Here is a 24678-nt window from a genome sequence, read left to right as displayed (position 1 = left end):
GGGGTTTAAATGATATCCAAGGGAGGAACAGGGAATAGATGACCTTACAAACTATAGAACATGTTATCTTGGCATTAATTGAAACATTTAATGGGAAAATCGCATATAAAATTGAAAATGGTCTTGGGGATACGATTGGATATCACGAGAATGAATCCTTTCAATCAGCGAGTCTTATCAAAATACCGATGATCATCGAAGGTTATCGTCAAAGTGAACAAAAGAAAATCTATTTGAATCAACCAGTGACCATCCCGCCTAATGAAGTGACAGGGGGATCTGGAGTCCTGCATGTCTTATCGAATAAGGTATTTTTAACTGTAGAGGATTTATTGACATTGATGATAACTGTTTCTGACAATACATCCACGAACATGATGATGAACCTGCTGGGATTTGAGGAAATTAATCAATGCATCAAGGAACTTGGTTTGAAAAATACTGTCCTTGAACGAAAAATGCAGGATTTTAAGGCATTAAAAGAAGGGCGCGACAATACCATATCGGCGGAAGATACGATTACCTGCTTGAAAGCGATACATACAGGAAACTTTTTAACGAAAGAAAGCCAGGAAAGAATATTGCGTGTATTTGACAATCAGCAATTAAGGGATAAACTTCCATCACTAATGGGCAAAGGGGTCAAGGTCGCAAGCAAAACGGGCGGAATTCGTGGAGTTTCCCATGATTGTGCAATCATTCGTTCAGAAACACAAACTGTTTATGCTGCAGTTCTTACTGAAGATATGAAATCAGAGGAAGAAAGCCGTCAAGTAATCAGTAAAATTGGAAAATTGATATATGATGATATGGTCGCAGAATAAACTGTCAGTTTGAATATTTTTGGAAGAGCGGGAAATCTTTCATGATTTCACGCTCTTCGATCTTGGCTATAGAGGGGTCAGTGGGAAAGAATGTTAAATGAAAGGAAAATGAAGCGGGGAAAAACCTTGAAAAGCGCGATGAAATTAGGTTTAATGAGTGCTGTTATATTACTGGGGTATTTTGGTTTTTTACACATGAAAATTCAAGAAAGCATTCACCAGCAAATTCCGGAAAATGCCGATTACCTCATTATTCTTGGAGCAAGGGTCAAAGGTTCGATTCCATCATTATCCTTACAATACCGGATTGATAAAGCTGCAGAATATTTAACGGCTAATAAACATACAGTGGCCATTGTATCTGGCGGCAAAGGACCGGGGGAAGATATTTCGGAAGCGAAAGCAATGCAACAGGGGCTAATCGCCCAGGGAATTGAAGAAGCGCGCATCATGATGGAAGACAAATCTACAACAACACACGAAAATATTGTTTTCTCAAAAGAACTCATTCCTGATACAGCAGCTTCAGGATTAATCGTAAGCAATGACTTTCATATTTACCGGGCAGTTGAAATAGCAAGAAAAGAAGGCTTGAACATGAAGGGAATGCCGGCAAAAACACCAAAAGTGTCACTGTTGAAATCATATACCCGTGAATATCTTGCAATTACTAAATACTATTTGACAGAGTGGATTGGGAAGTAACATCCAGTGGCTTATATTGATTTCTCCTAAAGATGGGGAGGGTGCTTTCTTTATTCAACTTCCACGACAACATTAGGAACTTCCCAAAAATCTTTCTCTTGATATAGATCCTTAAGTGTCTTATAAACGGGGAAACCCGTATAGGAAATCTCGACTTGTTCATCCGCATCCACTTCTTCCACATCTATATCATCAACAAAACCAAGTTGATCATCGATTTCCATTAAATAATATCCGAGTGCCTCATACCCGCTATAGGCTACAATAACCTTACTGTCAAAACCGCTATTGGATACTTTGTAATATTTCATTGATTGACCTCCTTGTTGATCATTCTTGGTAATGTTTCTTATTACTCTGATATACCCATTAATTAATATCTGAATCATTAAATTGGATAAATAAAGAAAATAGGCAGGCGAAAAGAATGTGAAGCCTTAAATATCACTGGATAATTTGCTATCTTCATCAATTCATGTTAATCTAATAAAGAATTGTTTTTGATTGTGGAAGAGGATATTGATTATTTTCCAAATGATTAAAAATAGTAATACAATGTGTGTTATGCACTAGGAGGCAACAACAATGGAACAAGGTACAGTTAAATGGTTTAATGCAGAAAAAGGTTTTGGATTTATCGAACGTGAAAACGGAGACGACGTATTCGTACATTTCTCAGCTATCCAAAGCGAAGGCTTCAAATCTTTAGACGAAGGTCAAAAAGTAACTTTCGACGTTGAGCAAGGTGCTCGTGGAGCTCAAGCTGCTAACGTTCAAAAAGCTTAATTTTTAAATTAAATCGTAACCGATATGAACAGACTTCCTCGATGGGAGTCTGTTTTTTATTGTACTAAAAATGAAAGCGAAAAAAATCCCACTCTGAAATGAGTAGGGTTTTAGTGACTTGTCATCAAGCTTTTTTTAATTCTTCTTCAAAGAAAAAAGTAGTTGGATGTTCTTTAACAGTATAAGAATATCTCTTCATATTTTTTACATATGCCCATTTATTAATGGTTACTGATTCATTAGTATCCTGAATAGTTACTGTTTCACCAGTATTATACTTATTGCTTCTCAATTTAGCCACCCTCTTTGTTAATAGTATAACATATTTGCGAATGAAAGATGTGTTCAAGATATTCCAATGATACATTAGGTTTAAAAAAGCAGACTATGTATACGGAACTAGCCCAATTATTTTGGCTGGACAACAGCTAAAAGCCTGATGGTGATTGATTAACGATGCAAAAAAAACAGCCACATGTTCCTATGTAATACAGGAATCACGTGGCTATGAATTAGAAGGTTTTCAAGAATATCAGTTAATTAAAACGCCCAATCCCCATTACGGAAGACAGGTTCTGAAGTGCCGTCCTGTTTGATGCCGTCGATGTAGGCTGGAAACGTTGATATATAAGGGTTTTGATATTTTTGATTAAAAGGATAAAAATAGAAAAAGTAAGAAAAACTACTTTTTTGTGACCACATGTGACCACTGTGTTACCAGAGAAAGTGCAGTTATAATAAGCCTAAACAGTTAATAAAGTTCCCTTAGAATAAGCCTCTTCCAATCTTAGAGAGAGGCTTATTTGTATTCCTTTTTGTTTATCCAAAGCCATATTATAATAAGAAGCAATTGGAAAAGAAATAATCTGGTGAGAATCCTCCATATGGTGAGCGGATTGGGGAGCAGAAAGCGGTAGAGCAAATGTATAAAGAAATGGGTCAAGCTTTCGCTAAGCTTGATAATTGGACCGTTTATATGATTGCGTCCCATCCAGATTTTGGAAGATTATATGGCAAATTGGCTACGAAAAAACGGAAGCTATTTAATAGGTTTATACGAACTGATTACTATCAATATATTGGCTTATTCAAACTATTTTAAAATTCATATAAAAAAGAAGTTCCATTTATTTTTGGAACTTCTTTTTGTATTAAAAGAATGGAAACCCTAAATCACGAACTTTCAGACCGATTTTTTAGTATTATTTATTTCGTTACAGGAGCGGTCACATTTTTGGTCACTAAACTGGTCACAACTCCTTTAATAACGCATGTTTTTGGGTTTCAAAAGCGGTCACTAAGTTAGTCAATAACGTCTTGATAACGTCACATTCTCATTCACAACCCCAAATTACCTAAACCTTCTTACTAATCCGCTCCACAATCTCCACTAAATCATCAGGGCTATGAAATTCAATCGGAGAAAACCTTTATCGAAATGAATTGTATACTTCCTGTTAATTTCCTCAAATGGAATCTATCGCCGAAATCGACTAAGAGTCCTTTGACAGATGTACTGCCAAGTTTCATTCGCAGCTCGGCTTCAGATGTATTGCTCGACAATCTGGGCAGTGGCTTCGACGACTTGGTGGATTTCAAAGTGTTCCTGGATTTCCCTTTTGGCGCTCGTTTCCTTTTGAATAAGTGGCTAGAATTTTTCTTGAATAATTAGATAATATATCTGCCTCTTTTTTGTATAGCATGACAAAAGAATGAACCAAGCTGTCTGAAATTGCATTAAATATATTAACAACGAAAAGAGGTGAATTATATGTCTGGTTCTGGTTCTGGTTCTATTTCTGTGGATGTAGTTACGATTCTTTGGGAAAGAGCTTCGTTAATACCTTTAGCTCAGCGTAGAATTGTACAAGCTACAGTGATTGGAAGCGCTGCTCCTTGCGCTAACACTTTAGATCGCGGTGATTTATACAGAGATGCTGTACTTTGTTTACTTGGAAATAGATTTGTACAAGTATTGAACCTTGACTCTGGTCTAACCGGAGTTGCCGTGTTCATCCGTTTACGCTAGTATATTAATTAGTGGACAAAGTATTTTTGATTTAAAATACTTTGTCTTTTTTATAAATACACAAAAACCACCAGTCATTAAGATTGGTGGTTTTATCAATTTTACTAATACAGGAATGTTAAGTAGGAAGCGGAACATTATCTTAGTGAATTTCTAGCTGGTGTTGATCCGATTAAATTACCTTTTGATCAATTTATTCAAGACTTGTCGATTCAAATGAAATTGAATGTAGCGGTAGTACATATCAAAACTTATAGTAGCTTTAATAAATGTTGTATTAACCCTAGACTTGGTAGTATAGAATATTTTCAAAGCGGGTTGGTTATACAACTATTCAAAATTACGTTATATAAATAGCCACGTGCTTCCTAGTATGCAGAAACACGTGGCTAATGAACTTGATAATTTGTTTAAAGTTAAAGAAATGTGACCAATTCTGTGACCACTCAAGGTTTTAGACCTTAGAAACGCCTCTATATCAACGCTTTAATTAAAACGCCCAATCCCCATTACGGAAGACAGGTTCCGAAGTGCCGTCCTGTTTGATGCCTTCGATGTTCATTTTCTCAGATCCAATCATGAAATCGACATGTGTAAGGCTTTCATTCAGTCCATTTTCTGCAAGCTCTTCTGGACTCATGTTTTTTCCGCCTTCAATACAGAAAGCATAGGAGCTGCCGATAGCGAGATGGTTTGATGCATTTTCATCGAAAAGTGTGTTGAAGAATAAAACATTCGATTGGGAAATCGGTGAGTTGAATGGAACAAGTGCCACTTCACCAAGGTAGTGTGAACCTTCATCCGTTTCAACCAATTGTTTTAGGATTTCTTCCCCTTCTTCCGCTTTTACATCAATGATCCGTCCTTCCTTAAAGGTCACGGAAAAATTATTAATGATATTGCCGCCGTAACTAAGGGGTTTCGTACTGGAAACCGTACCGTTAACACCTGTTTTCAATGGAACCGTAAACACTTCTTCGGTAGGCATGTTAGCCATGAATTCATGACCCTGTACGTTGACGCTTCCTGCTCCGACCCAAAGGTGTTTGTCGGGTAACTCGATTGTCAGGTCGGTTCCAGGAGCCGTGTAATGTAATTTTTGGTAATGCTTGTCATTTAAATAATCAACCTTTTCATGCAGGGTATCATCGTGTTTTTTCCAGGCCTCCACAGGATCCTTCACATCAACACGAACTGCTTTGAAAATGGCTTCCCATAGCAGATCAACGCGTTTTCCTTCTGCCTCTTCAGGGAATACTTTATCAGCCCAAGCTATTGAAGGGACGGCAACGATGGACCAGCTTACTTTATCGGATTGCATATATTGACGCCACTTCTTCAGTGCAGTCCCGGATGCTTTTTGGAAGTTGGCAATCCTTTCTGGCTTTACACCTTTTAATAAGTCAGGGCTGGAGGAGATTACGGATAGATAGGCAGCTCCGTTTTCTGCAAGTTCAATCGTTTCTTCCGCTCGCCACTTTGGATACTCGTGGAACACCTCATCCGGTGCCAGTTCATATTTGGTACGTGAAACGATATCGTCATTCCAATTAACGATGACATTACGCGCACCGTTCTCATAAGCCTTTTTTACAATGAGACGCACTAGGTCAGCACCCTCTAATGTTGTGTTTACGACCAGGGTTTGATCTTGTTGGATGTTTACGCCGACTTTTACGGCAAGTTCTGCATATTTTTCTAAATTCGTTTGAAAATCACTCATCATTTCAAAACTCCTTTTCCATTTTCTACATTTATAATTGTACTTAATTGTCATATAAAAAAGAAATTTTTTACATCGTTTGTGAAAACTTATAGTTATTAGACAGGATTTCGTCATAACCGGCAAGGAGATGAATCAGTTAAGGTTCATTCACTTTAGCACAAACCCCGGCATCATTACCGTATGAACACGTAACCTCCCGAGCCAGCTCAAGCAGCAGCCGGTTTGTCTATCTTGCATTCTACCAAAATTATAGAAGGAAAGACTATTGAAAAGGTTTGAATAGTTGAATAATTAATTATTTGGGACAGTGAACAATGGACTGAAAGAAAGAGGGCCTCTTTGAGACCCTCTTTCTTAATAGTCAAAAAATCATTTACCCAAATTAATCCAGACACTTTTCACTTCAGAATAGTTGTCCAGTGCATAAGATCCCATTTCACGTCCGATTCCGGATTGTTTGTAACCGCCGAACGGGGAAGCTGCGTCGAACGCGTTATAACAGTTCACCCATACAGTACCGGCACGGAGTTTTCCTGCAACATAATGGGCATTGGCTATATCGCTAGTCCATAAGCCGGCAGCCAATCCATATTCACTGGCATTTGCACGGTTAATGACATCATCTAAATCCTCGAATGGCATTGCCGCTATGACCGGCCCGAAAATCTCTTCTTTGGCTATCGTCATATCCTCTTCGACACCAGCAAATATAGTAGGAGAAACAAAGTAGCCTTGTTCACCCGGTTTATTTCCGCCGACAAGAACTTCCGCACCCTCGTTTTTCCCTTTTTCAATATAGCCCATTACCCGATTTTGCTGCTCCTCGGAAACAAGCGGTCCAATTTGTGTACTTGGATCTAAACCTACCCCTTGTTTTATGTTTTTTGCATGGCTTGCCATATCGGCAACTACATTATCATAATGTTTCTTTTGGATATAAACCCTGGAACCGGCACAGCATACCTGCCCTTGGTTAAACATGACCCCATTCAAAGCTCCAGGGATGGCTTTTGAGAAATCCGCATCAGGCAGGATGATGTTTGGCGATTTCCCTCCAAGTTCCAATGTGACCCGTTTCAATGAATATGAAGCGGAGCGCATGATCAATTTTCCAACTTCGGTCGAACCGGTAAATGCAATTTTATTTACCTGCGGATGGTCGACAAGTGCTTGTCCAGCGGTTTCACCAAAACCGGGAACGATATTGACGACCCCATCAGGGAAACCGGCTTCAGCCAATAATTCAGCCAGGTAAAGCGCGGAAAGCGGAGTTTGTTCAGCAGGCTTTAATACAACCGTACAACCTGTAGCAAGTGCCGCTCCCAGTTTCCACATCGCCATAAGAAGCGGAAAGTTCCATGGGATGATTTGGCCGACAACACCAACAGCCTCGTGTTTTGTGTAGTTAAAATAATTTCCGCTTACTGGAATGGTCTGTCCAACAATCTTGGTGGACCAGCCAGCAAAATATCTCATATGTTCTATAGCTAAAGGAATGTCGGCATTGGTAGTTTCACTGATTGGTTTACCATTATCCAACGTTTCCAATTGAGCAAGTTCAGTTTTATTTTCTTCCATTAAATCAGCAAGTTTATACATTAGCCTACTGCGTGAAGCTGCGCTCATTCTTGACCAAGGCCCCTCATCGAATGCTTTGCGTGCAGCCTTGACGGCTAAGTCGATATCCTCTTTATCAGCTTCATAAACATCTGCAAGTTTTTGTCCTGTAGCAGGATTAGGTGTGGAGAAGGTTTTTTTTGAAGCACTTTCTACAAACTGACCATTAATATAGAGCTTTTTTGGTCCTGTTAAAAATTTTTGCAGCTTTCCACTTACTTCTAACGTTAGATTTGTCATAATTACCCTCCTGAATAAAATGATTATCTTGGGCAGAACATGATGACTTATTGTTAACGCTATGATTTATGCCAATTTTTATGATAAATGAAAAAAAGGGAATATTCAATCTATATCATTCGACAGAATATTCAAGATTTCATCATCATAATTAAGTAAAGAAGTATTATTTTGTCATGACATGTGTAAATACTATAGCGAAAATGAAAGTTAATAGTTAAAATGAATAAGGATAAAATAACAAGAAGGTCTAAAGTTCTTCAGGAGGAATATATGGGAAATGATGCGAAAATGATATCGCAACGTAAGTTACTAGGTGTTGCGGGTCTTGGATGGATGTTCGATGCACTTGATGTCGGTATGCTTTCTTTCATTATTGTTGCTTTGAAACAGGAATGGAACTTAACCAGTGAGCAGGTTGGCTGGATTGGGAGCATAAATTCTATCGGAATGGCTGTTGGAGCCGTATTCTTTGGTGCGATGGCCGACAGGGTCGGACGGAAGAATGTCTTTATCATTACATTATTATTGTTTTCAATTGCAAGTGGCCTGTCTGCAGCAGTCAGTACACTCAGCTTGTTCTTGATATTGCGATTTTTGATTGGAATGGGACTTGGAGGAGAACTTCCGGTTGCCTCGACATTGGTCTCTGAAAGTGTTGAAGCAAGTAAAAGGGGAAGGGTTGTCGTCCTTCTTGAAAGTTTTTGGGCGGTTGGCTGGATTTTGGCAGCACTCATATCCTACTTCATCATTCCGGCTTATGGTTGGCGTGTTGCATTGTTATTGAGCGCAGTTCCAGCTTTATATGCGCTGTATCTGCGCTTGAAACTGCCGGATTCACCGAAGTATACGGAACTAGAAAAAAAGCAGAGACCGTCAATATTAAGCAATATGAAAAGTGTCTGGAAAAAGGAATACTCCCGTCAGACCCTTGTATTATGGATTCTATGGTTTTGCGTGGTCTTTTCTTATTATGGGATGTTTTTATGGCTGCCAAGTGTGATGGTCTTAAAAGGCTTCAGCATGATTCAAAGCTTTGAATATGTTTTGATCATGACGCTTGCACAGCTTCCGGGCTATTTTTCAGCTGCATGGCTGATAGAGAAGATGGGACGTAAATTCGTTTTGATCACATACTTAATTGGAACCGCCGTTAGTGCCTTTTTCTTTGGATCGTCAGAGGGGCTGGCACTGCTGATAGTTTCCGGGATGTTCCTATCTTTCTTCAACCTGGGGGCATGGGGTGCGCTTTATGCATATACACCTGAGCAGTATCCAACAGCAGTTCGTGGTACAGGTGTTGGGTTAGCTGCAGGGATCGGAAGGATTGGCGGTGTCCTGGGACCGTTGCTTGTAGGGTATTTAGTTGCCGCAGACACACCGATTTCATCGATTTTCACCATTTTTACAATCGCTATTCTAGTGGGTGCCATTGCCGTAGCTTTTGGGAAGGAAACAAAGAATACCGTTTTGACATAAACAAAAGGAAGGGGACTGTAATCAGTCCCCTCTTTTCATTAATTAAAGTCTTTTATGATTTTTAAAAGGGATTCGGAGGCTCTCTTCGGACTATCTGCATTCATGATGGCCGATACGACTGCGGTACCGGATAGCCCGCTATCAGAAAGAGTGGAAATGTTATCTGCAGTGATACCCCCGATGGCTACGGCGGGAATGGATACGCTGCGGCAAATTTCCTCCAGATCCCCAATGGCCATTAGGGTTGCATCTTGTTTGGTCTTTGTAGGGAAAACGGAACCGACTCCGATATAGTCTGCTCCATTTCGTTCGGCTTCGAGAGCTTCTTCAAGAGTGGAGACAGATACACCTACAATCATATCTTCAGGAACCATTTGTTTGACGACAGGCAGTGGAAGGTCATCTTGCCCAATATGAATTCCGTCCGCTGCAACCGCAAGGGCTATATCCACCCGGTCGTTGATGATAAGGGGAATGGACAGCTCGTTCAATAACTGTTTTAATGCAGAAGCTTTTTTATAAAAGGAAAGGGAGGAATTGTTTTTCTCTCTAAGTTGTACGATCGAGACTCCTCCTGAAACCGATTCTGCAATGATTCTGGCCAATTCTTCTAATGCTAGGGATTCTTCCGTAACTAAATACAGGCTTAAATCAATTTGGGACTTCTTCATTTATTTTCACCTCATGCATCCAGATTTCCTTATCCATTCTTGATATTGCATCGATTAATCGCACGCGAAACGTTCCTGTTCCTTCATCTTTTTGAAGGTTTGCAGCAGCTAGTTCCCCTGAAATGCTCATGGTAGAGATACCGGCAATTGCCGCAGAATAGAAATCGTCGGTGACTCCGGAAAAAGTGCCGATAAGAGCGGTGGACATGCAGCCGGTACCTGTAACATTAGTTAAAAGGAGGTTCCCATTGTCGATGATGGACGTATGTTTTCCATCGCTGACCGCATCCTTAGCTCCGCTGACCACGACGATACTATTCAATTTATTTGCTGCTTGTGCAGCCAGCTCTGCATTGCTAATCGCTAGTTCCCCCGAATCCACCCCGCGTGTAACGTTATCCCCACCCATCAATGAAAGGATCTCACTCGCATTCCCGCGAATGATTTGGAAAGTAACCTTACTAAGGAGCTCTTTTACCTGCTCTGTACGATAGGGGGTGGCACCAACTCCCACCGGGTCCAAAATGACCGGGATATCCAGGTCATTTGCCGCCTTACCGGCAATCTCCATTGCTTCAAAGGCTTTATCATCGATCGTACCGAAATTCAAGACCAATGCATCTGCTAATTTGACCATATCCGCCACTTCTCTTGGGCTTGAAGTCATTACTGGTGAACCACCGATGGCAAGGGTGGCATTTGCACAGTCGTTGACCGTAACAAAGTTGGTGATTTGGTGAATGAGTGGTTTTTTTTCTTTTACCTTCACGAATAAATCGGCTGCAGAAACCTTCATATTAATTCACTCCGTTCTTTTTTTGAAAATGAATGAAAATGGTGGACAGGTCCATGACCTTTGCCGATTGAAAAGCTATTGCGTATCGCTTCAGAAATATAGGTCTTGGCCTGTTCGATCGACTGTTGCAATGGCAGCCCATTTGCCAGGTTTGATGTAATGGCGGATGATAGAGTACAGCCCGTGCCATGAGTGTTTTTTGTATGAATGCGCTCTCCCTTGATCCATTGGAAGTCAGTCCCATCATAAAAAAGATCATTTGGATTTCCTGCTGCATGGCCTCCTTTAAGTAAAACGGCTTTGGGACCCATTTCTTGTATTGAAATGCATGCCTTGTAGAAATCTTGTTCCGTTCGAATCGACAAGCCAGTAAGTACTTCCGCTTCCGGTACATTTGGGGTTACAAGTGTTGCAAGCGGAAGCAAATCCATTTTTAAGGCAGAGACAGCCTTTTCGTCGAGCAAATGATGGCCACTTTTGGAAATCATGACAGGGTCAAGGATAACGATGGCAGGCAAGAAGGTTTTAAGGGACGCAGCGACAGTTTCCACGATTTCTTTTGATCCAAGCATGCCTATTTTTACTGCATCGACATGAATATCTTCAAAGATAGCTGCAATTTGATCTGATATGATTGCTGTTTCAATTGGCTGTACTGAACGGACTTCCATTGTATTTTGTGCGGTTACGGCTGTGATGGCAGACATTCCAAAGACACCATGTGCAGAAAATGTTTTTAAATCCGCTTGTATTCCAGCGCCGCCCCCTGAATCAGAGCCTGCGATGGTTAATGCTGTTTTCATAAAAAAACCCCTTCATATAATTATTTTTTAGAAGTATTTTAAGTAATATGAAAGCTAAAATCGCACCAGCGAATGAACTGAGCATAAAAGCCGGTAAAAAACCAAAAAGAGCAGCTTTTTCTCCCAATAGGAGGAGGGCAAGTGGATAACAGGCTAGGGAACCGAGAATACCGGTCCCGATCACTTCCCCTAAACAGGCGAATTTTAAGCTTTGTGTTTTTCGATAAAGGATGGCAGCCAAAAGTGCACCGATCATGCTCCCGGGAAAGGCAAAAATTGAACCGGTACCAGACATGTTTCTAATGATGGAAACTAAAAAAGCTTGTGTCACAGCATAAGCTGGCCCCAATAGAACGGCAGTCATGACATTTGCCAGATGCTGAATAGGAAAGACCTTTGCAAATCCTGCAGGTATGAAAATAAATGAACTGGTCAGCGTCGTTATAGCCGTGATCATGGCAGTCAACGTCAGTTTCTTGATAGGATTCATCATCATGTCAACGACCTACAGCGGCCAATCCTGCTCATTTTGAACCATATCCCAGAATAAATATTCATATCGGGAAGTAACCAAAAAGTGCTTTTCTAATCTAAGAAGTTCCGTTTCTGGCATGCCTTCCGTCAATTCTTCCAACAAAGCGATCAGCCATTTGTGTGCTTCACCGAATTCAGGAGATGAATAGGACCTTATCCAATCTGCGTAGCGATTGTTTTCCAATGCTGCTCCATTTTGTTCTTTTAATAGCAAACCGATTTCATAATAATCCCAAGCGCAGGGCAGGAGACAGGCGATCAAGTCTGCCAAAGTCCCATGCTGAGCTGCATTTAGCATGTATCCTGTATAGGCTAGAGTGGTTGGAGTAGGCTCTGTATCTTCCAATTCCTTGGAACTGATCCCGAATTCGGAAGCATAATGCCGATGAATATCCATTTCCACTTGAAGGGTTTCATTTAAAATACTCGCAAACTTTGCCATGGTTTCGATGTTATGAGCTTTGATGACACCTAAAGCAAAGAGCTTGGAATAATCCATAAGATAGATATAGTCCTGCTTCAGGTAATAGGCAAATTTGTTTTCAGGAAGCGTACCATTTCCAATTGCCTGGACAAAGGGATGTGAATGGTTCCTTTTCCAAATTTCTTTTGACCGTGCATGTAGTCTATCACTGAATGGTTCTAATTTAACATTCTCCATTGTTCATCCTCCTTTAGAATGGATCTCCTTGTTAATGAAAAAACCCGTTCCTGAATACGGAACGGGGTAGATGGATATAGTCTGTAAATGGACGATATCATCCACTTCCCTCCGCCGGTATGAGCCGGTTCAGGTTCAAAGGGTCCGGAACTAATTCCATCTCAGTCTTAAAAAAGACTCCCCTAGTGGTGTGAATTGTATGTAATTACTGACATCATATCAGAAAGACAAGAAAATGCAACCCGCATTTGAAAGAGGGACCATTTTATGTCCAGGAAAAAAGGGAGAACCAGGTAATTGACTTTTGATGGTTATTAGGATAAAATCATGTCTACATCATTTATATATCGATTTCTTATCCAGAGAGGTGGAGGGACTTGGCCCAACGAAACCTCGGCAGCGGACCCGTTTTGGGAACTGTGCTAAATCCAACAAGCATATGCTTGGAAGATAAGAAGAGCCGTACGGACACTGTCAGCCTCTTCTTGAATTAGAAGGGGCTTTTATTTTTGGGAAATAACGTTTAGTGACATAATGGAAAAGGTATATATAATTTGGTGAAAATCAAACAAGTTGATAAAGTTTAGCTAACTAGAAGCAGGCTCTAGGAAGACTAGGAAAGGAGCCATTTACATGGCAGAATTATTTAAGAGGATTGAACAGAGGAAGGCAAAGCTTATTGAAGAGTTATTGGCCAATGGAGTATACAAAACCTCTGATGAAAGGCACCTTTATGATGCCCCATTAAAAGTACTTGAAGATGAATATAAGATTGTTATAAATAGACCAAATACTGAGTCACCTTCTGAATGGATGACATAGTAAACGATGGACTATATTTTGGGTTTTTGGATAAGGGATATGATGTAAGCATTCGCAGTCTACACTAGTGGATGCTTTTTTTGCGTTTGATAGAAAATGACACAAAATATACATAATTTTAGAATGAAATAGTCATTTTGTCACATTTATCCTTTAAAATAACACATTTAATTTCTGAAAAATAGTTGATTTTTACTAGTAGTTTCATTATGATGAAAGTGTAAAAATATTGAATAAATGGGAGGTGGCTATATAATGCCTTGCCGTAAGGTAACGATAGAAAAAGTAGAAGAGAAGAGAAAAGAAATGATCAACTTGGCAGCAATTTACGGCTTAACAAGTCTGCTAACTGTTCAAGCCAGTCAAGAATTGGATATGCTATTAAATGCGTTAACAAGTAAAAGAGATTCTGAACATTTTCCCCTCCAGAAAGCATATAGGTATTTTTAAATTAGCCAATTCGACCTCGATTAATATGAAAAAGCTACTGCTCAAGGCAATAGCTCTAAAGAATAATATTAAATATCGACACGTTTACCAAGAATGACCAAATCCCGCTCAATGCCATCCAGCTCGGCAACTTGAGGTAAATGTGCCCATTCTTCAAACCCGAACTTGGAAAAAAGCTTAAGGCTTGGTGTATTGTGGGCGAATATGAAACCCAATAGAGTCTTAACACCTAATTTTGGACTCAATTCAATGGCCTTTTGAATCGAAATTTGTCCGATTCCTTTTCCCCGGAAATAATCATCAATATAAATGCTGATTTCGGCAGTGGAATTATATGCCGGTCGGCCATAGAAGGATTGGAAGCTCATCCATCCAGCAGTTTTCCCTTCTATAGTAATGATAAATAGCGGTCTACTTTCTGAATGATGTTCCTCAAACCATTTAACCCTCGATTGGACGGATACAGGTTCCGTATCTGCCGTGACCATTCTTGAAGCAATTGTCGAATTATATATTTCAACAATTCTGGGTAGATCAGATAGTTCTGCCTCTCTAAACTCTATGTGCTCTTCCATGATTTAAACTCCTAACTATCATTTATTCAATCTCCAGAATGAAGGGTAATCCCGTTTTTTGTTTAAGGGACGGTGAATGACACTCAATCCATTGAAAGTTTTATATTATCATACACTCTTAAATCTTTATCTGACAATTTTTTTTATGTTAAGACTGCAGATTTTTTGGGTATGTAAAAGATTAAATACTTCTAGTAAAGAGACAAGAGGAGAACCAAATGAAAAAATTGGCAGGTTTATTGATTATAGTACTAGTTATATGTTTTGCTGCATATGAATTTCAGGCCTCGGAGTCGGAAGATGTGCAAAGGGTGATGGCTTTTGGAGATTCATTAACCTATGGAAAAGGGGATAAGGACGGAGAAGGATATATAGAAGGCCTTGAGGATGAATTGAATAATCCGCAATCCGAACAAAAAGTGAGTTTTTGGAATTACGGTATAAAAGGCCAGGAAACGGATGGGGTGATGAAACAGCTTGATGATTACCGCATTAAAACGAAACTTGATGAAGCCGATACTTTCATCGTTTATATTGGAACGAATGACTTGATCAATAGCAACGGCGGGGACTTGAAGAAAATAAGTGACCGAAAAATCAATGAGGGTAAACGGGAGTATATCAGCCATCTGAAAAAGATTACATCAACATTGATAGAGGCAAACGATAAAGCGGATATTCTGGTAGTAGGATTATATAACCCAATTAAAGACAATCAAAAACTTGAAAAGCACATTCGCGATTATAACCTGTCAATAAAGGGAATAGCGGATAAAGATAAAAGGATGTTATTCATTCCTACAAATGATCTTTTTGAAGATAAAAAGAAAACAGAGTATTTCAGTGATAAGTTACATCCGAATGAAAAAGGGTATCAGCTCATTGCGAATCGGGTTTTGGAAAGTTATGATTTCAAATGAAAGCAAAAATGCACAGGAAGGCTTTCTGTGCATTTTTGCCCGCAAAGTAGCTAGGAATTTGATATCGCTTTTAGTTGAGGGAACTGCAAGTCATGGAGCTGCTTGTATCTGCCGTTGTTTTGCAATAACTGTTGATGTGTTCCTTTTTCATGAACCTGCCCTTTTTCCAGAACGATAATTTGATCGGCATCATGAATGGTCGATAAACGATGTGCAATTACTATTGAAGTCCGGTTTTTCATTAAACGTGACAATGCCTGCTGGATCAAATGTTCGGATTCTGTATCCAAGGCCGCCGTTGCTTCATCGAGAATGATGATTTGCGGATTTTTCAAAAGTGCCCTAGCTATGGCAATGCGCTGTTTTTGTCCGCCTGAAAGCTTGACTCCGCGCTCTCCAATCTGAGAATCATAACCATCAGGAAAGGCACTGATAAAGTCATGCGCATTTGCCGCTTTGGCGGATTCGTTGATTTCAGCATCTGTAGCATCAAGTTTGCCATACACGATGTTATCACGGATGGAACCATTGAATAAAATGATATCCTGGGAAACAATTCCCATTTGTCCCCGTAATGATTTCAGTGACACTTCTTTGATATCATGACCATCCATTTTAATCGTGCCATCTTGCGGATCATAAAATCGGATCAAAAGGCTCATGATGGTCGATTTTCCAGCGCCAGAGGAGCCGACCAGAGCAGTTACTTGACCAGCTTTCATGGTCAGGTTTAAATTGCTGAGTACAGGTACACTCTCATCATAAGCAAAATCAACACATTGAAATTCAATTTGCTTTTTTATCGCAGGGAGTTCAATGGCATTTCCCTTGTCACTTATTTCAGGTTGGGTTTCCAATATTTCAGTTATCCGCTCAAAGGCGGCGGCTGATTGCTGGACAATGCTGATGACCCGGCTAAAATTGCGAACTGGACTCTGCAGTAACCTCAAATAGGCGAGAAAGGCCACGATTAATCCTATTGTGAATTCACCTTCCATCACTTGCCAAGCACCGAACACAATGACTGCTACAAGACCGATATTGTTCAATAAATCAATAATCGGACCGAACATGGAACGTAGCCGAACGGACTTAAGGTTTGCAGCCATATTTTCCTGATTACACTCCGCAAATCTCCTTGATTCGAATTCTTCATTTGTAAAAGATTGAATGAGCCGCATTCCTGAAATGGAATCCTGTAACTGGTTGCTGACATCTCCTGCGGAACTTTGCACAGACCTAAATGACATCCTGATGCGTTTCCCGAATGCCCTTGTGATATAGAACATGAAAGGGAATGTAAAAAGAAGGACAATGGTCAGCTTCCAGTTAATGAAAAGCATATATACCGCCACGGCAATGAAAGTCACCGTGTCAGTCAAGACTTGAAGCATGCTCGAAGAGATGAGCTGCTGCAGTAAATTGACATCATTGGTCAACCGCGACATTAAGTCACCAGTACGGTTTTTATCAAAGAATTTCATATCCAGTGTTTGAATATGGTCATACATGCTATTACGTATATCCATAATAGCCTTTTGACCGACCTTGGAAACGATATAGCTGTTAAAGTAGTTCAGTAAAGCCAATAAAATGGCAGCACAAAGAATTCCTGCGCCAATCCAGATTAACGAGTCATATCTTTTTTCGGGAATGATTGTATCAATCGTAAACTGCGTCAACTGGGGGATGGAGAACTCAAGCAATGAAATGAAAAGCATGATACATAAAACCAAAGTGCAAAACTTCCACTTCGATGGAACCCGATTGAACATTTGCTTGAGCATCAACCATATGCTTCCTTTTGAGGGTATTGCATGTAAGGTACTGCGGCCTTTGTGGCTGAATGGAATATGTCCTCCACTCATAGCGATCACTCCTATTTAGACTATCCTTGATGAATGTTGAAAGTCATTTGAATTAGATGAGTTTTGCCTTTATGACTATCATAGAGCTTTTCAAAAAATAGACAACTTTTAATCGGTTCACTTCAGTCAAAAAGTATTATCATTTTACACTTTCCTATAGTACATGGAATAATTAAAGGAGGTTAGCGAGGCTGATAAGAGGAGATGCTAAAAATGAATGAAAATGAAAAAATCAGGGAAGAGCTTTTAAATGCGGTCAACGGCCTATCGGATGAACAGCTGAACGCCCATCCTGAAACAGGACGATGGAGCATCATCCAGGTTTTGGATCATTTATATTTAATGGAGAGAGCCATAACAAAGGGCATTTCCGATAAATTGAAAGGCGACGATAGCAATCCTGCTGTGGATAAACCGATCGAGCTTACTTTAAATCGTGAAGTGAAGGTCCAGGCCCCCCCATTTGTCATTCCGTCAGAATCATACCAATCTTTGAGTGAGGTTAAAGAAAAGTTGTCCGAATCCCGAAAAGCTTTTGTACAGGTCGTTGACCATGCAAAGGAAATTGATCTCGAACTAAAGTCTTTTCCACACCCTTTGTTTAAAGATTTAAGCTTGAAGCAATGGATCCCGTTCGTGGGACTACATGAAAAACGGCATTTATTGCAAATTGAAGAATTGAAAGCAAAGTTATAAATAATAGAAGAAAAACTCATCCGTCTTTGGTTGAGTTTTTCACTTTCAGATGATATTCGTAAAGGAAGGATTATTCAGTGAAAGCCACTTGGGTAAGGACATGTTTGGTATTGGGCTTTTTCGGATTGTTGCTGTGGCTCTTGATCAAGTATGTGCTTCCGCCTGATCTAGATGAAATCGAACTGACTGACGAGCTGAATCCGATCGTCTCCGAAAAAAAAGACGAGCTCATTCAAGTGGCTAATGACAAAGGCATCCCAGTTATCATTACGGCGGGGTTCCGGTCTTTAGCCGAGCAAAATGAACTTTATGAAAAGGGCAGATCAGGCTCGGGCAACATCGTAACGAATGCAAGAGGTGGCGAGTCGCTGCATAATTTCGGTTTGGCGATCGATTTTGCCCTACTTAACAAACAAGGCGAGGCCATTTGGGATATGAGTTATGACGGCAACAATAATGGAAAGTCAGATTGGATGGAAGTTGTAACCATCGCTAAAGGGTTAGGTTTTGACTGGGGAGGGGATTGGGCAGGGTTCAAGGATTATCCGCATTTACAAATGACATTTGGCTTGAGCCTGGGTGAGCTGCAACAAGGCAAGCGGCCAAAAGGGCAGTGATAGTGGGTGGCTTCAGTATATACCGCATAAATTTTGAATAAAAGCAGGAAAATAAGCATGTGAATTGCTTTACAGATAAGAATTCGATAAAGTGGAATAGTGAGAAATCAGACATAAAGGAGTGCAGTCACCATGGAAGAAACAAAACATTGCCGGGACTCTTTGGTCATAAAAACAAGCCTTGTCCTCCCGCCGGATACAAATAATATTGGTACGATGTTCGGAGGCAAATTAATGGCATACATTGATGATGTAGCGGCTATATCAGCCATGCGTCATGCGCGAAGCAACGTCGTTACGGCATCAACTGATTCTGTCGATTTCCTGCACCCTATTCACGAAGGAAATGCAGTTTGCCTTGAAAGCTTCGTGACTTATACGGGCAGAACATCAATGGAAATCATCGTAAAGGTGATTGCAGAGGATTTAGTTACAGGAGATCGGAATTTATGCGTCATTTCATTCTTGACGTTTGTTGCCATTAATGAAGAAGGTAAACCAATTCCGGTCCCGCGTTTGGTTCCTGAAACAGAGATGGAAATGAATTTAAATGAATCAGCAAAACAACGTGCCCAAATAAGAAAGAAAAGAAGGGAAGATACACAGTTCATTGCAAGTACTTTCGGTGTGAAACTGCCATGGACCGATCAATCGAAGCCAGGATTATATAAATAAGATACGCATCCATTTAGCCTTCTTATTGATGATTGAGACCAAATTCATTGTGATTTGGTCTTTTATTAATCGCCATAGTTTTTGGGAAAATCAGTACTCTCATCTTTCAGCGATGATATTATCCTTATGGGAAAGAAACGTGAAAAGACGCTTGGATAAGTCCAAGCGTCTTTTTTATGTACCTTGTTAGGTTTGATCATATCTGACTTTTAGTCATCGCTTGCTAAAATACCAAAGAAGCGCAAGATGTTAATGAATAGGTTAATGAAATCAAGATATAGATTCAAGGCCATTAGCGGTACTTCTTCGGCTGTAACCCCGTAATGCTTCATTCGATTGAAATCATATAAAATATAACCACTGAAAACTAAAATCCCAATAAATGAAAAGACCAGCATGGCTGTAGAGCTTAATGGAGAGAAAATGTTGAAAATGCTAATGACCAATAAAGCTAATAAGGCCGCAAATAGCATTCCTCCCAAGAAAGAAAGGTCCCTTTTGGTGGTTGTGGCATAAACCGCCAGTCCTCCAAATACGACTGTTGTCGTAACACCTGCCAGGATTACCACATTTGCCCCTGCAGCGGCTAGGTAGTGTGCAATGATCGGATAGGTCGTAATGCCAGAAATCAACGTGAAACTATACAAGAATGTGTAACCGATGGCTTTTTTCCTTCGTAATATGAACGCTCCAATCAACATGACGATCTCAAGTATCGCTAAGGGAAGAAACAAGGATGGCGGAACAAGAGTGCCGAGAGCCATCCCTAAAACGGAAACGGCAAGTGATAAAGCGAACGTCCGCATGACGGACGGCATATATGTTTGTACAGTTTGTGAATACATTCAATCACCCCATCATTTATTTTCTACCGTTTTCTACGAATCTGTTTTAAAAAGGTTTCATTGCATTTTATGAAAATTAGGTGTTTTTTTAAAAGTATTGAAATATATATGAAATAATTACCTTTTTTATGATATTCTTACAAATATACTAACTTTTCTGAAATATTAAAATACTTCAATCAGAACCATTTTGCGGTATGTAAAATGACAGGGTCAATAAATAGGTATGAACTTTGAACTAGTTATCTTGAAATAATAAATTATAAAATTATTGGTTCGACGCAATTAATCGGACTTCAAAACTTTACTGTATAAAAGTTATAAAGGAATCGTTTTTTTATTGCAGAAAAATATTCCTAAAGTTATAAAATATGAAAAAAATGTGATTATTTTCTATAAAAACTATTGTATAAATGTAAAAAATTGATTAAAATTCTAACTAATTATCAGAAGATTAATTATTTTCTCGATAAAATAGTTTAGGGGGAGCAAGGATGAAGAAAGCTATTTTGCAAATAGAAAACCTAACTACCTCATTTCGAATCGGTAACAAATATCATGCAGCGGTGGATGATGTTTCGTTTACGGTGAATGAAAATGAAATTGTAGCAGTTGTTGGAGAATCAGGTTGTGGAAAGAGTGCATTGGCCTTATCTATCATACAATTACATAATAAGCAGAGAACGAAATCCGAAGGAAACATCAATTATAAAGGTCAAAATCTACTAAAGTTGAATGATGTGCAAATGAATAAAGTCCGTGGTAAGGAGTTGGGTATGATATTCCAGGAACCTTTAACGGCTTTGAACCCGCTCATGACCATCGGAAAACAGATCGAGGAGAATCTTGATTACCATACTGAACTTTCTAGTGCTGAAAAAAAGAACAGGACGATCGAACTTTTGACACAAGTGGGAATTCCATACCCTGAACGGACGTACAAGCAATATCCGCATGAGCTCTCGGGCGGAATGCGGCAAAGGGCAATGATCTCGATTGCCATTGCTTGCAACCCTGAACTGGTCATTGCCGATGAACCCACGACGGCACTGGATGTTACGATTCAAGCACAAATACTTGATCTGCTGAAAGATATCCAAAGCAGGACAAAAATGGGGATCATCCTAATTACACATGATCTGAGCGTCGTAGCAGAGGTAGCTGACAGGATCGTTGTCATGTATGCAGGTCAGGTTGTGGAAACGGGAAGTGTTAAAGAGATATTCAACAATCCGCTGCATCCATATACGAGGTCGTTATTGAATTCGATTCCTTCGGCTGCAAACGAGAAAAACCGTTTGCATGTTATCGAAGGAATCGTTCCATCGATAGCGAAAATGGATCGGATAGGATGTCGCTTCCAAGATAGGATTCCTTGGATACCTAAACATGCGCATGAAGAGACACCCCGACTTCACGATGTGGGCAACGGTCATTTTGTGCGCTGTACCTGCTATAAAGAATTTTATTTTCAAGCTGAAGGAGATGCATCGGCCCATGACATTACTCAAATTAGATAATTTAAAAGTGCATTTTCCAATAAGGGGCGGTTTTTTTCGAAGGGTGGTCGATCACGTAAAGGCCGTGGACGGTGTTTCCTTTGAGTTACAGCAAGGGGAAACATATGGTTTGGTCGGGGAATCTGGAAGCGGCAAGTCCACGACAGGCAAGGCAGTGGTCAAACTGAATGAGGTGACATCCGGACAAATCCTGTTTGAAGGCAGGGATTTAGCATCTTTAAGTAGAAGAGAAATTAAACCATTCAGAAAAGATATCCAAATGATTTTCCAAGACCCGTATTCATCATTGAATCCGAAGAAGAGGGTACTGGACATCATTGCCGAACCGCTTAGGAATTTCGAACGGTTATCCCCTTCAGAGGAAAAGAAAATCGTACAGGACTTCTTGGACAAAGTCGGACTGAGTCCGGAATCGATTCACAAGTATCCTCATGAATTTTCAGGGGGGCAGCGCCAGCGGATTGGGATTGCCCGATCATTGACATTGAAACCTAAACTGATCATTGCGGATGAACCTGTGTCTGCACTGGATGTTTCCGTTCAGGCACAGGTATTGAATTTTCTTCAGGATCTCCAACAGGAGTTCAATTTGACTTATTTATTTGTCGGGCATGATTTAGGCGTAATCCGGCATATGTGTGACCGGATGGGAGTTATGTATCGCGGTAGATTGGTAGAGGAAGGAAAAAGCGAGGAAATCTATGAAAATCCCCAACATATATACACGAAGCGCCTGATTGCCGCCATTCCGGATTTAGAGCCGGAAGTTCGCGAAGATAAAGCGCAGCTTAGAAAAAAACTTACCTCAGAATATGAGTCTACCTACTCAAAATATTTCGATGAGAATGGACGTGCTTACGATTTGAAGCCGATCTCATCGACACATAGAGTCGCATTACAATAAGGAGGTGGAAGGAATATGTGGAAGTTTATCCTAAGACGTTTATTAGTTATGATCCCGCAGCTCTTTTTATTGAGCATCATCGTTTTCATGATGGCAAAAGCAATGCCGGGAGATGCACTGTCAGGCCAGGAAATCAACCCTAGGGCCAATCCAGCCGAGCTTGATAGGATCAGGGAAGAACTGGGTTTGAATGACCCTTGGTACCAACAATATATAAGGTGGGCATCCAATGCAGTACAGGGGGATTTCGGTATTTCCTATACACATAAGACGCCCGTTATGGATGTTATCGAAGACAGGCTTTGGAACACGGTGTTCCTGGCGTTGGTCACGCTGATCTTTACATATATGCTTGCTATTCCATTAGGCATACTTAGCGGAAGGTATAACGATACTTGGGTGGATAAAACCGTTACGGGTTATAGCTATGTAGGGTTTGGGACGCCGATTTTCATTTTTGCTTTAATCATGTTATTTGTTTTCGGATTTGCCCTGGATTGGTTCCCGTCTGGCGGCAGTGTCGATTCAAAAGTGGATGAAGGTACATTCGCCTATGTTGTAAGCAAGATCAATCATTTGATTTTACCAGCTTTAAGTACAGCTTTAATTGCAACAACAAGTACGATCCAATATTTGCGAAATGAAATCATCGATAATAAAATCAAGGATTTCGTAAGGACAGCGCGTTCGAAGGGAGTACCTGAATCAAAAGTATATTCCCGGCATATCCTGAGAAATTCCTTTTTACCGATAGCAGCATTCTTAGGTTATGAAATTACTGGATTAATCGGCGGCGCGGTCATAATCGAGACCATTTTCAGTTATCCGGGTCTGGGGCAGCTTTTCCTTAGTTCAGTCAGTCTGCGGGATTTCAGCGTTGTCACGGCCATTGTCATGATGACGGGATTTGCCACTCTGCTTGGCACTCTTCTTTCGGACATCATACTTAGTGCGGTCGATCCGCGCATACGGATAGAATAGGAGCGGGGTGAGTCGTATGGAAATGAAAGTAGAAACAGGAAAGAACATACAAGTTAACGATGTGAGCCCTTCAGGAATCAAAATCATCTGGCAGGAAATCAAGAAGGATAAACTTGCCATGGGCTCATTGATTATATTAGCAGCCATATTGCTTTTTGTTTACGGTGCGTCGTTCTTCATGGACGCCAAGGAAATAGCCAAGGTAGATTTTCTCTCCATTTATATGGAACCATCTTCAGACTATTGGCTTGGAACCGATTATGGTGGCCGGGATGTATTTGCACAATTGATAGTGGGTACCAGAAATTCATTCACAATCAGCTTATTCATTACCTTATTCACGGCCATCATCGGTTTATCATTAGGACTTCTTGCTGGCTACTTTGGCGGGGCAACCGATAATGTGATCATGCGGATTATCGATTTCGTAATTGCCCTACCGCAAATGATGTTCATCATCGTTGTAGTCACGATTGTACCGATCTTCAATGTATATGTTTTCATTTTAATCATGACGATGTTTTTATGGACAGGTAAGGCAAGGCTGATTCGTTCAAAGGCTTTGTCAGAGCGTGAGCTGGATTATATCCACGCCTCACAAACACTCGGGACGCCACATTGGAAAATCATCCTGTTTCAGCTTCTGCCCAATGTCAGTTCACTGATCATCGTTAATTTCATTTTGAACCTTGCTGGCAATATTGGCTTAGAATCCAGTTTGACTTTCTTAGGGTTCGGCCTTCCGGAGAGCACACCGAGTTTAGGGACGCTCATCAGTTATGCTCGAAATCCAGATGTTCTGGAAAACAAGTGGTGGATATGGGTACCCGCATCACTCATGATTTTAGTGTTGATGCTGAGTATAAATTTCGTTGGTCAAGCGTTAAAACGCGCCGCCGATGCAAGACAAAGAAGAGGATAAAAAAAGGGGAGT

At 40.3% G+C, this 24678-nt stretch carries 27 protein-coding genes, 2 pseudogenes and 2 riboswitches; of the genes and pseudogenes, 16 read left to right on the top strand and 13 right to left on the bottom strand.

Annotated features, from left to right (window positions below; genetic code table 11):
* Positions 1-38: 38 nt before the first annotated feature.
* On the top strand, positions 39-824 hold the full coding sequence (locus FNK51_RS03990; RefSeq protein WP_141992494.1) for a serine hydrolase: 786 nt from the start codon (positions 39-41) through the stop codon (positions 822-824).
* Positions 825-914: 90 nt separating this feature from the next.
* Positions 915-1529: a YdcF family protein gene (locus tag FNK51_RS03985; RefSeq protein ID WP_286178568.1), complete on the top strand. Its 615-nt coding sequence runs from the start codon at positions 915-917 to the stop codon at positions 1527-1529.
* A 50-nt stretch (positions 1530-1579) separates the two neighbouring features.
* Here the strand turns inward: FNK51_RS03985 and FNK51_RS03980 are convergent, their stop codons facing one another.
* The gene (locus tag FNK51_RS03980; RefSeq protein WP_098371231.1) at positions 1580-1840 is read right to left on the bottom strand and encodes a hypothetical protein; all 261 of its coding nucleotides are present in this window, start codon (positions 1838-1840) and stop codon (positions 1580-1582) included.
* 274 nt (positions 1841-2114) lie between these two features.
* On the opposite strand from FNK51_RS03980, the gene cspC reads away from it, so the two are divergent.
* On the top strand, positions 2115-2315 hold the full coding sequence (cspC, locus tag FNK51_RS03975) for a cold shock protein CspC (RefSeq protein ID WP_010331195.1): 201 nt from the start codon (positions 2115-2117) through the stop codon (positions 2313-2315).
* A gap of 124 nt (positions 2316-2439) precedes the next feature.
* Here cspC and FNK51_RS26385 read toward each other — a convergent pair whose 3' ends face one another.
* Positions 2440-2607, bottom strand: coding sequence for a hypothetical protein (locus tag FNK51_RS26385; protein WP_179086028.1), 168 nt, complete (start codon positions 2605-2607; stop codon positions 2440-2442).
* 582 nt (positions 2608-3189) lie between these two features.
* Here FNK51_RS26385 and FNK51_RS03970 point away from each other — a divergent pair.
* A pseudogene (locus FNK51_RS03970) lies at positions 3190-3417 on the top strand (class I SAM-dependent RNA methyltransferase); the annotation flags it as partial.
* A gap of 253 nt (positions 3418-3670) precedes the next feature.
* On the opposite strand, the pseudogene FNK51_RS27705 reads toward FNK51_RS03970, so the two are convergent.
* Positions 3671-3948 (bottom strand): annotated as a pseudogene (locus FNK51_RS27705) (DUF3898 domain-containing protein); the annotation flags it as partial.
* A gap of 138 nt (positions 3949-4086) precedes the next feature.
* Between FNK51_RS27705 and FNK51_RS03960 the strand changes: the two are divergent.
* Entirely contained in the window at positions 4087-4344 is a 258-nt protein-coding gene (locus tag FNK51_RS03960; RefSeq protein ID WP_098371230.1) for a hypothetical protein, read from the top strand.
* 490 nt (positions 4345-4834) lie between these two features.
* Here FNK51_RS03960 and FNK51_RS03955 read toward each other — a convergent pair whose 3' ends face one another.
* Together FNK51_RS03955 and FNK51_RS03950 are read right to left on the bottom strand one after the other, a co-directional pair.
* Positions 4835-6067 (bottom strand): aminopeptidase, encoded by a 1233-nt coding sequence (locus FNK51_RS03955; RefSeq protein ID WP_141992491.1) that lies wholly within the window; start codon positions 6065-6067, stop codon positions 4835-4837.
* Positions 6068-6439: 372 nt separating this feature from the next.
* Positions 6440-7927 carry an aldehyde dehydrogenase family protein gene (locus FNK51_RS03950; RefSeq protein WP_076366967.1) on the bottom strand — a complete coding sequence of 496 codons (1488 nt, stop codon included), beginning with the start codon at positions 7925-7927 and terminating at the stop codon, positions 6440-6442.
* A gap of 273 nt (positions 7928-8200) precedes the next feature.
* On the opposite strand from FNK51_RS03950, the gene FNK51_RS03945 reads away from it, so the two are divergent.
* Complete coding sequence (locus FNK51_RS03945; RefSeq protein ID WP_141992490.1) at positions 8201-9406, top strand: MFS transporter; 1206 nt, start codon at positions 8201-8203, stop codon at positions 9404-9406.
* Positions 9407-9444: 38 nt separating this feature from the next.
* Here the strand turns inward: FNK51_RS03945 and thiE are convergent, their stop codons facing one another.
* From thiE to tenA, 5 genes are read right to left on the bottom strand one after another with little or no spacing between them, the layout of a single operon-like run.
* Positions 9445-10077: a thiamine phosphate synthase gene (thiE, locus tag FNK51_RS03940; RefSeq protein WP_098371227.1), complete on the bottom strand. Its 633-nt coding sequence runs from the start codon at positions 10075-10077 to the stop codon at positions 9445-9447.
* Positions 10058-10873, bottom strand: a complete 816-nt coding sequence (gene thiM / locus FNK51_RS03935; protein ID WP_141992489.1) for a hydroxyethylthiazole kinase — start codon at positions 10871-10873, stop codon at positions 10058-10060. The genes thiE and thiM overlap by 20 nt, the downstream gene beginning before the upstream one ends.
* Positions 10870-11676 (bottom strand): bifunctional hydroxymethylpyrimidine kinase/phosphomethylpyrimidine kinase, encoded by an 807-nt coding sequence (gene thiD, locus FNK51_RS03930; RefSeq protein ID WP_141992488.1) that lies wholly within the window; start codon positions 11674-11676, stop codon positions 10870-10872. The genes thiM and thiD overlap by 4 nt, the downstream gene beginning before the upstream one ends.
* A complete protein-coding gene (gene thiW / locus FNK51_RS03925) occupies positions 11645-12166 on the bottom strand; it encodes an energy coupling factor transporter S component ThiW (RefSeq protein ID WP_098371396.1) in 522 nt (173 codons plus the stop codon). The genes thiD and thiW overlap by 32 nt, the downstream gene beginning before the upstream one ends.
* Positions 12167-12181: 15 nt before the next feature.
* Positions 12182-12871: a thiaminase II gene (gene tenA / locus FNK51_RS03920; protein WP_098371224.1), complete on the bottom strand. Its 690-nt coding sequence runs from the start codon at positions 12869-12871 to the stop codon at positions 12182-12184.
* An 89-nt stretch (positions 12872-12960) separates the two neighbouring features.
* Positions 12961-13065: riboswitch (TPP riboswitch) on the bottom strand.
* A 158-nt stretch (positions 13066-13223) separates the two neighbouring features.
* Positions 13224-13328: riboswitch (SAM riboswitch) on the top strand.
* A gap of 176 nt (positions 13329-13504) precedes the next feature.
* On the opposite strand from tenA, the gene FNK51_RS03915 reads away from it, so the two are divergent.
* Together FNK51_RS03915 and FNK51_RS03910 are read left to right on the top strand one after the other, a co-directional pair.
* Complete coding sequence (locus FNK51_RS03915; protein WP_076366955.1) at positions 13505-13693, top strand: Fur-regulated basic protein FbpA; 189 nt, start codon at positions 13505-13507, stop codon at positions 13691-13693.
* Between the two features lie 255 nt (positions 13694-13948).
* A complete protein-coding gene (locus FNK51_RS03910) occupies positions 13949-14143 on the top strand; it encodes an aspartyl-phosphate phosphatase Spo0E family protein (protein WP_098371223.1) in 195 nt (64 codons plus the stop codon).
* Between the two features lie 68 nt (positions 14144-14211).
* Here FNK51_RS03910 and FNK51_RS03905 read toward each other — a convergent pair whose 3' ends face one another.
* Positions 14212-14718, bottom strand: coding sequence for a GNAT family N-acetyltransferase (locus FNK51_RS03905; RefSeq protein ID WP_141992487.1), 507 nt, complete (start codon positions 14716-14718; stop codon positions 14212-14214).
* Positions 14719-14936: 218 nt separating this feature from the next.
* Between FNK51_RS03905 and FNK51_RS03900 the strand changes: the two genes are divergently transcribed.
* Complete coding sequence (locus FNK51_RS03900; RefSeq protein WP_098371221.1) at positions 14937-15638, top strand: GDSL-type esterase/lipase family protein; 702 nt, start codon at positions 14937-14939, stop codon at positions 15636-15638.
* 50 nt (positions 15639-15688) lie between these two features.
* Here FNK51_RS03900 and FNK51_RS03895 read toward each other — a convergent pair whose 3' ends face one another.
* On the bottom strand, positions 15689-17506 hold the full coding sequence (locus tag FNK51_RS03895) for an ABC transporter ATP-binding protein (protein ID WP_141992486.1): 1818 nt from the start codon (positions 17504-17506) through the stop codon (positions 15689-15691).
* Positions 17507-17719: 213 nt separating this feature from the next.
* Here FNK51_RS03895 and FNK51_RS03890 point away from each other — a divergent pair, with 213 nt between their 5' ends.
* The 3 genes from FNK51_RS03890 (at position 17720) to FNK51_RS03880 (ending at position 19494) form a co-directional block, all read left to right on the top strand.
* Entirely contained in the window at positions 17720-18202 is a 483-nt protein-coding gene (locus FNK51_RS03890) for a DinB family protein (RefSeq protein WP_098371219.1), read from the top strand.
* A 140-nt stretch (positions 18203-18342) separates the two neighbouring features.
* On the top strand, positions 18343-18819 hold the full coding sequence (locus tag FNK51_RS03885; protein ID WP_286178569.1) for a M15 family metallopeptidase: 477 nt from the start codon (positions 18343-18345) through the stop codon (positions 18817-18819).
* A 132-nt stretch (positions 18820-18951) separates the two neighbouring features.
* A complete protein-coding gene (locus FNK51_RS03880; RefSeq protein ID WP_076366945.1) occupies positions 18952-19494 on the top strand; it encodes an acyl-CoA thioesterase in 543 nt (180 codons plus the stop codon).
* A 209-nt stretch (positions 19495-19703) separates the two neighbouring features.
* Here the strand turns inward: FNK51_RS03880 and FNK51_RS03875 are convergent, their stop codons facing one another.
* Positions 19704-20339 carry a Bax inhibitor-1/YccA family protein gene (locus tag FNK51_RS03875; protein ID WP_063232073.1) on the bottom strand — a complete coding sequence of 212 codons (636 nt, stop codon included), beginning with the start codon at positions 20337-20339 and terminating at the stop codon, positions 19704-19706.
* 494 nt (positions 20340-20833) lie between these two features.
* On the opposite strand from FNK51_RS03875, the gene FNK51_RS03870 reads away from it, so the two are divergent.
* From FNK51_RS03870 to FNK51_RS03855, 4 genes are read left to right on the top strand one after another with little or no spacing between them, the layout of a single operon-like run.
* Entirely contained in the window at positions 20834-21859 is a 1026-nt protein-coding gene (locus FNK51_RS03870) for an ABC transporter ATP-binding protein (protein WP_141992484.1), read from the top strand.
* Positions 21837-22763, top strand: coding sequence for an ABC transporter ATP-binding protein (locus FNK51_RS03865; RefSeq protein WP_141992483.1), 927 nt, complete (start codon positions 21837-21839; stop codon positions 22761-22763). The genes FNK51_RS03870 and FNK51_RS03865 overlap by 23 nt, the downstream gene beginning before the upstream one ends.
* A gap of 15 nt (positions 22764-22778) precedes the next feature.
* The gene (gene opp4B / locus FNK51_RS03860) at positions 22779-23744 is read left to right on the top strand and encodes an oligopeptide ABC transporter permease (RefSeq protein ID WP_137018948.1); all 966 of its coding nucleotides are present in this window, start codon (positions 22779-22781) and stop codon (positions 23742-23744) included.
* Positions 23745-23766: 22 nt separating this feature from the next.
* Positions 23767-24666, top strand: a complete 900-nt coding sequence (locus FNK51_RS03855; protein WP_483296107.1) for an ABC transporter permease — start codon at positions 23767-23769, stop codon at positions 24664-24666.
* Positions 24667-24678 lie beyond the last annotated feature (12 nt).

The sequence above is a fragment of the Bacillus sp. B4EP4a genome (assembly GCF_006680105.1).
Classification (GTDB): Bacteria; Bacillota; Bacilli; order Bacillales; family DSM-1321; genus Peribacillus; species Peribacillus simplex_E.
Note: the sequence above shows the minus strand (reverse complement) of the source record. Positions and strands in the feature narration are given on the sequence as shown.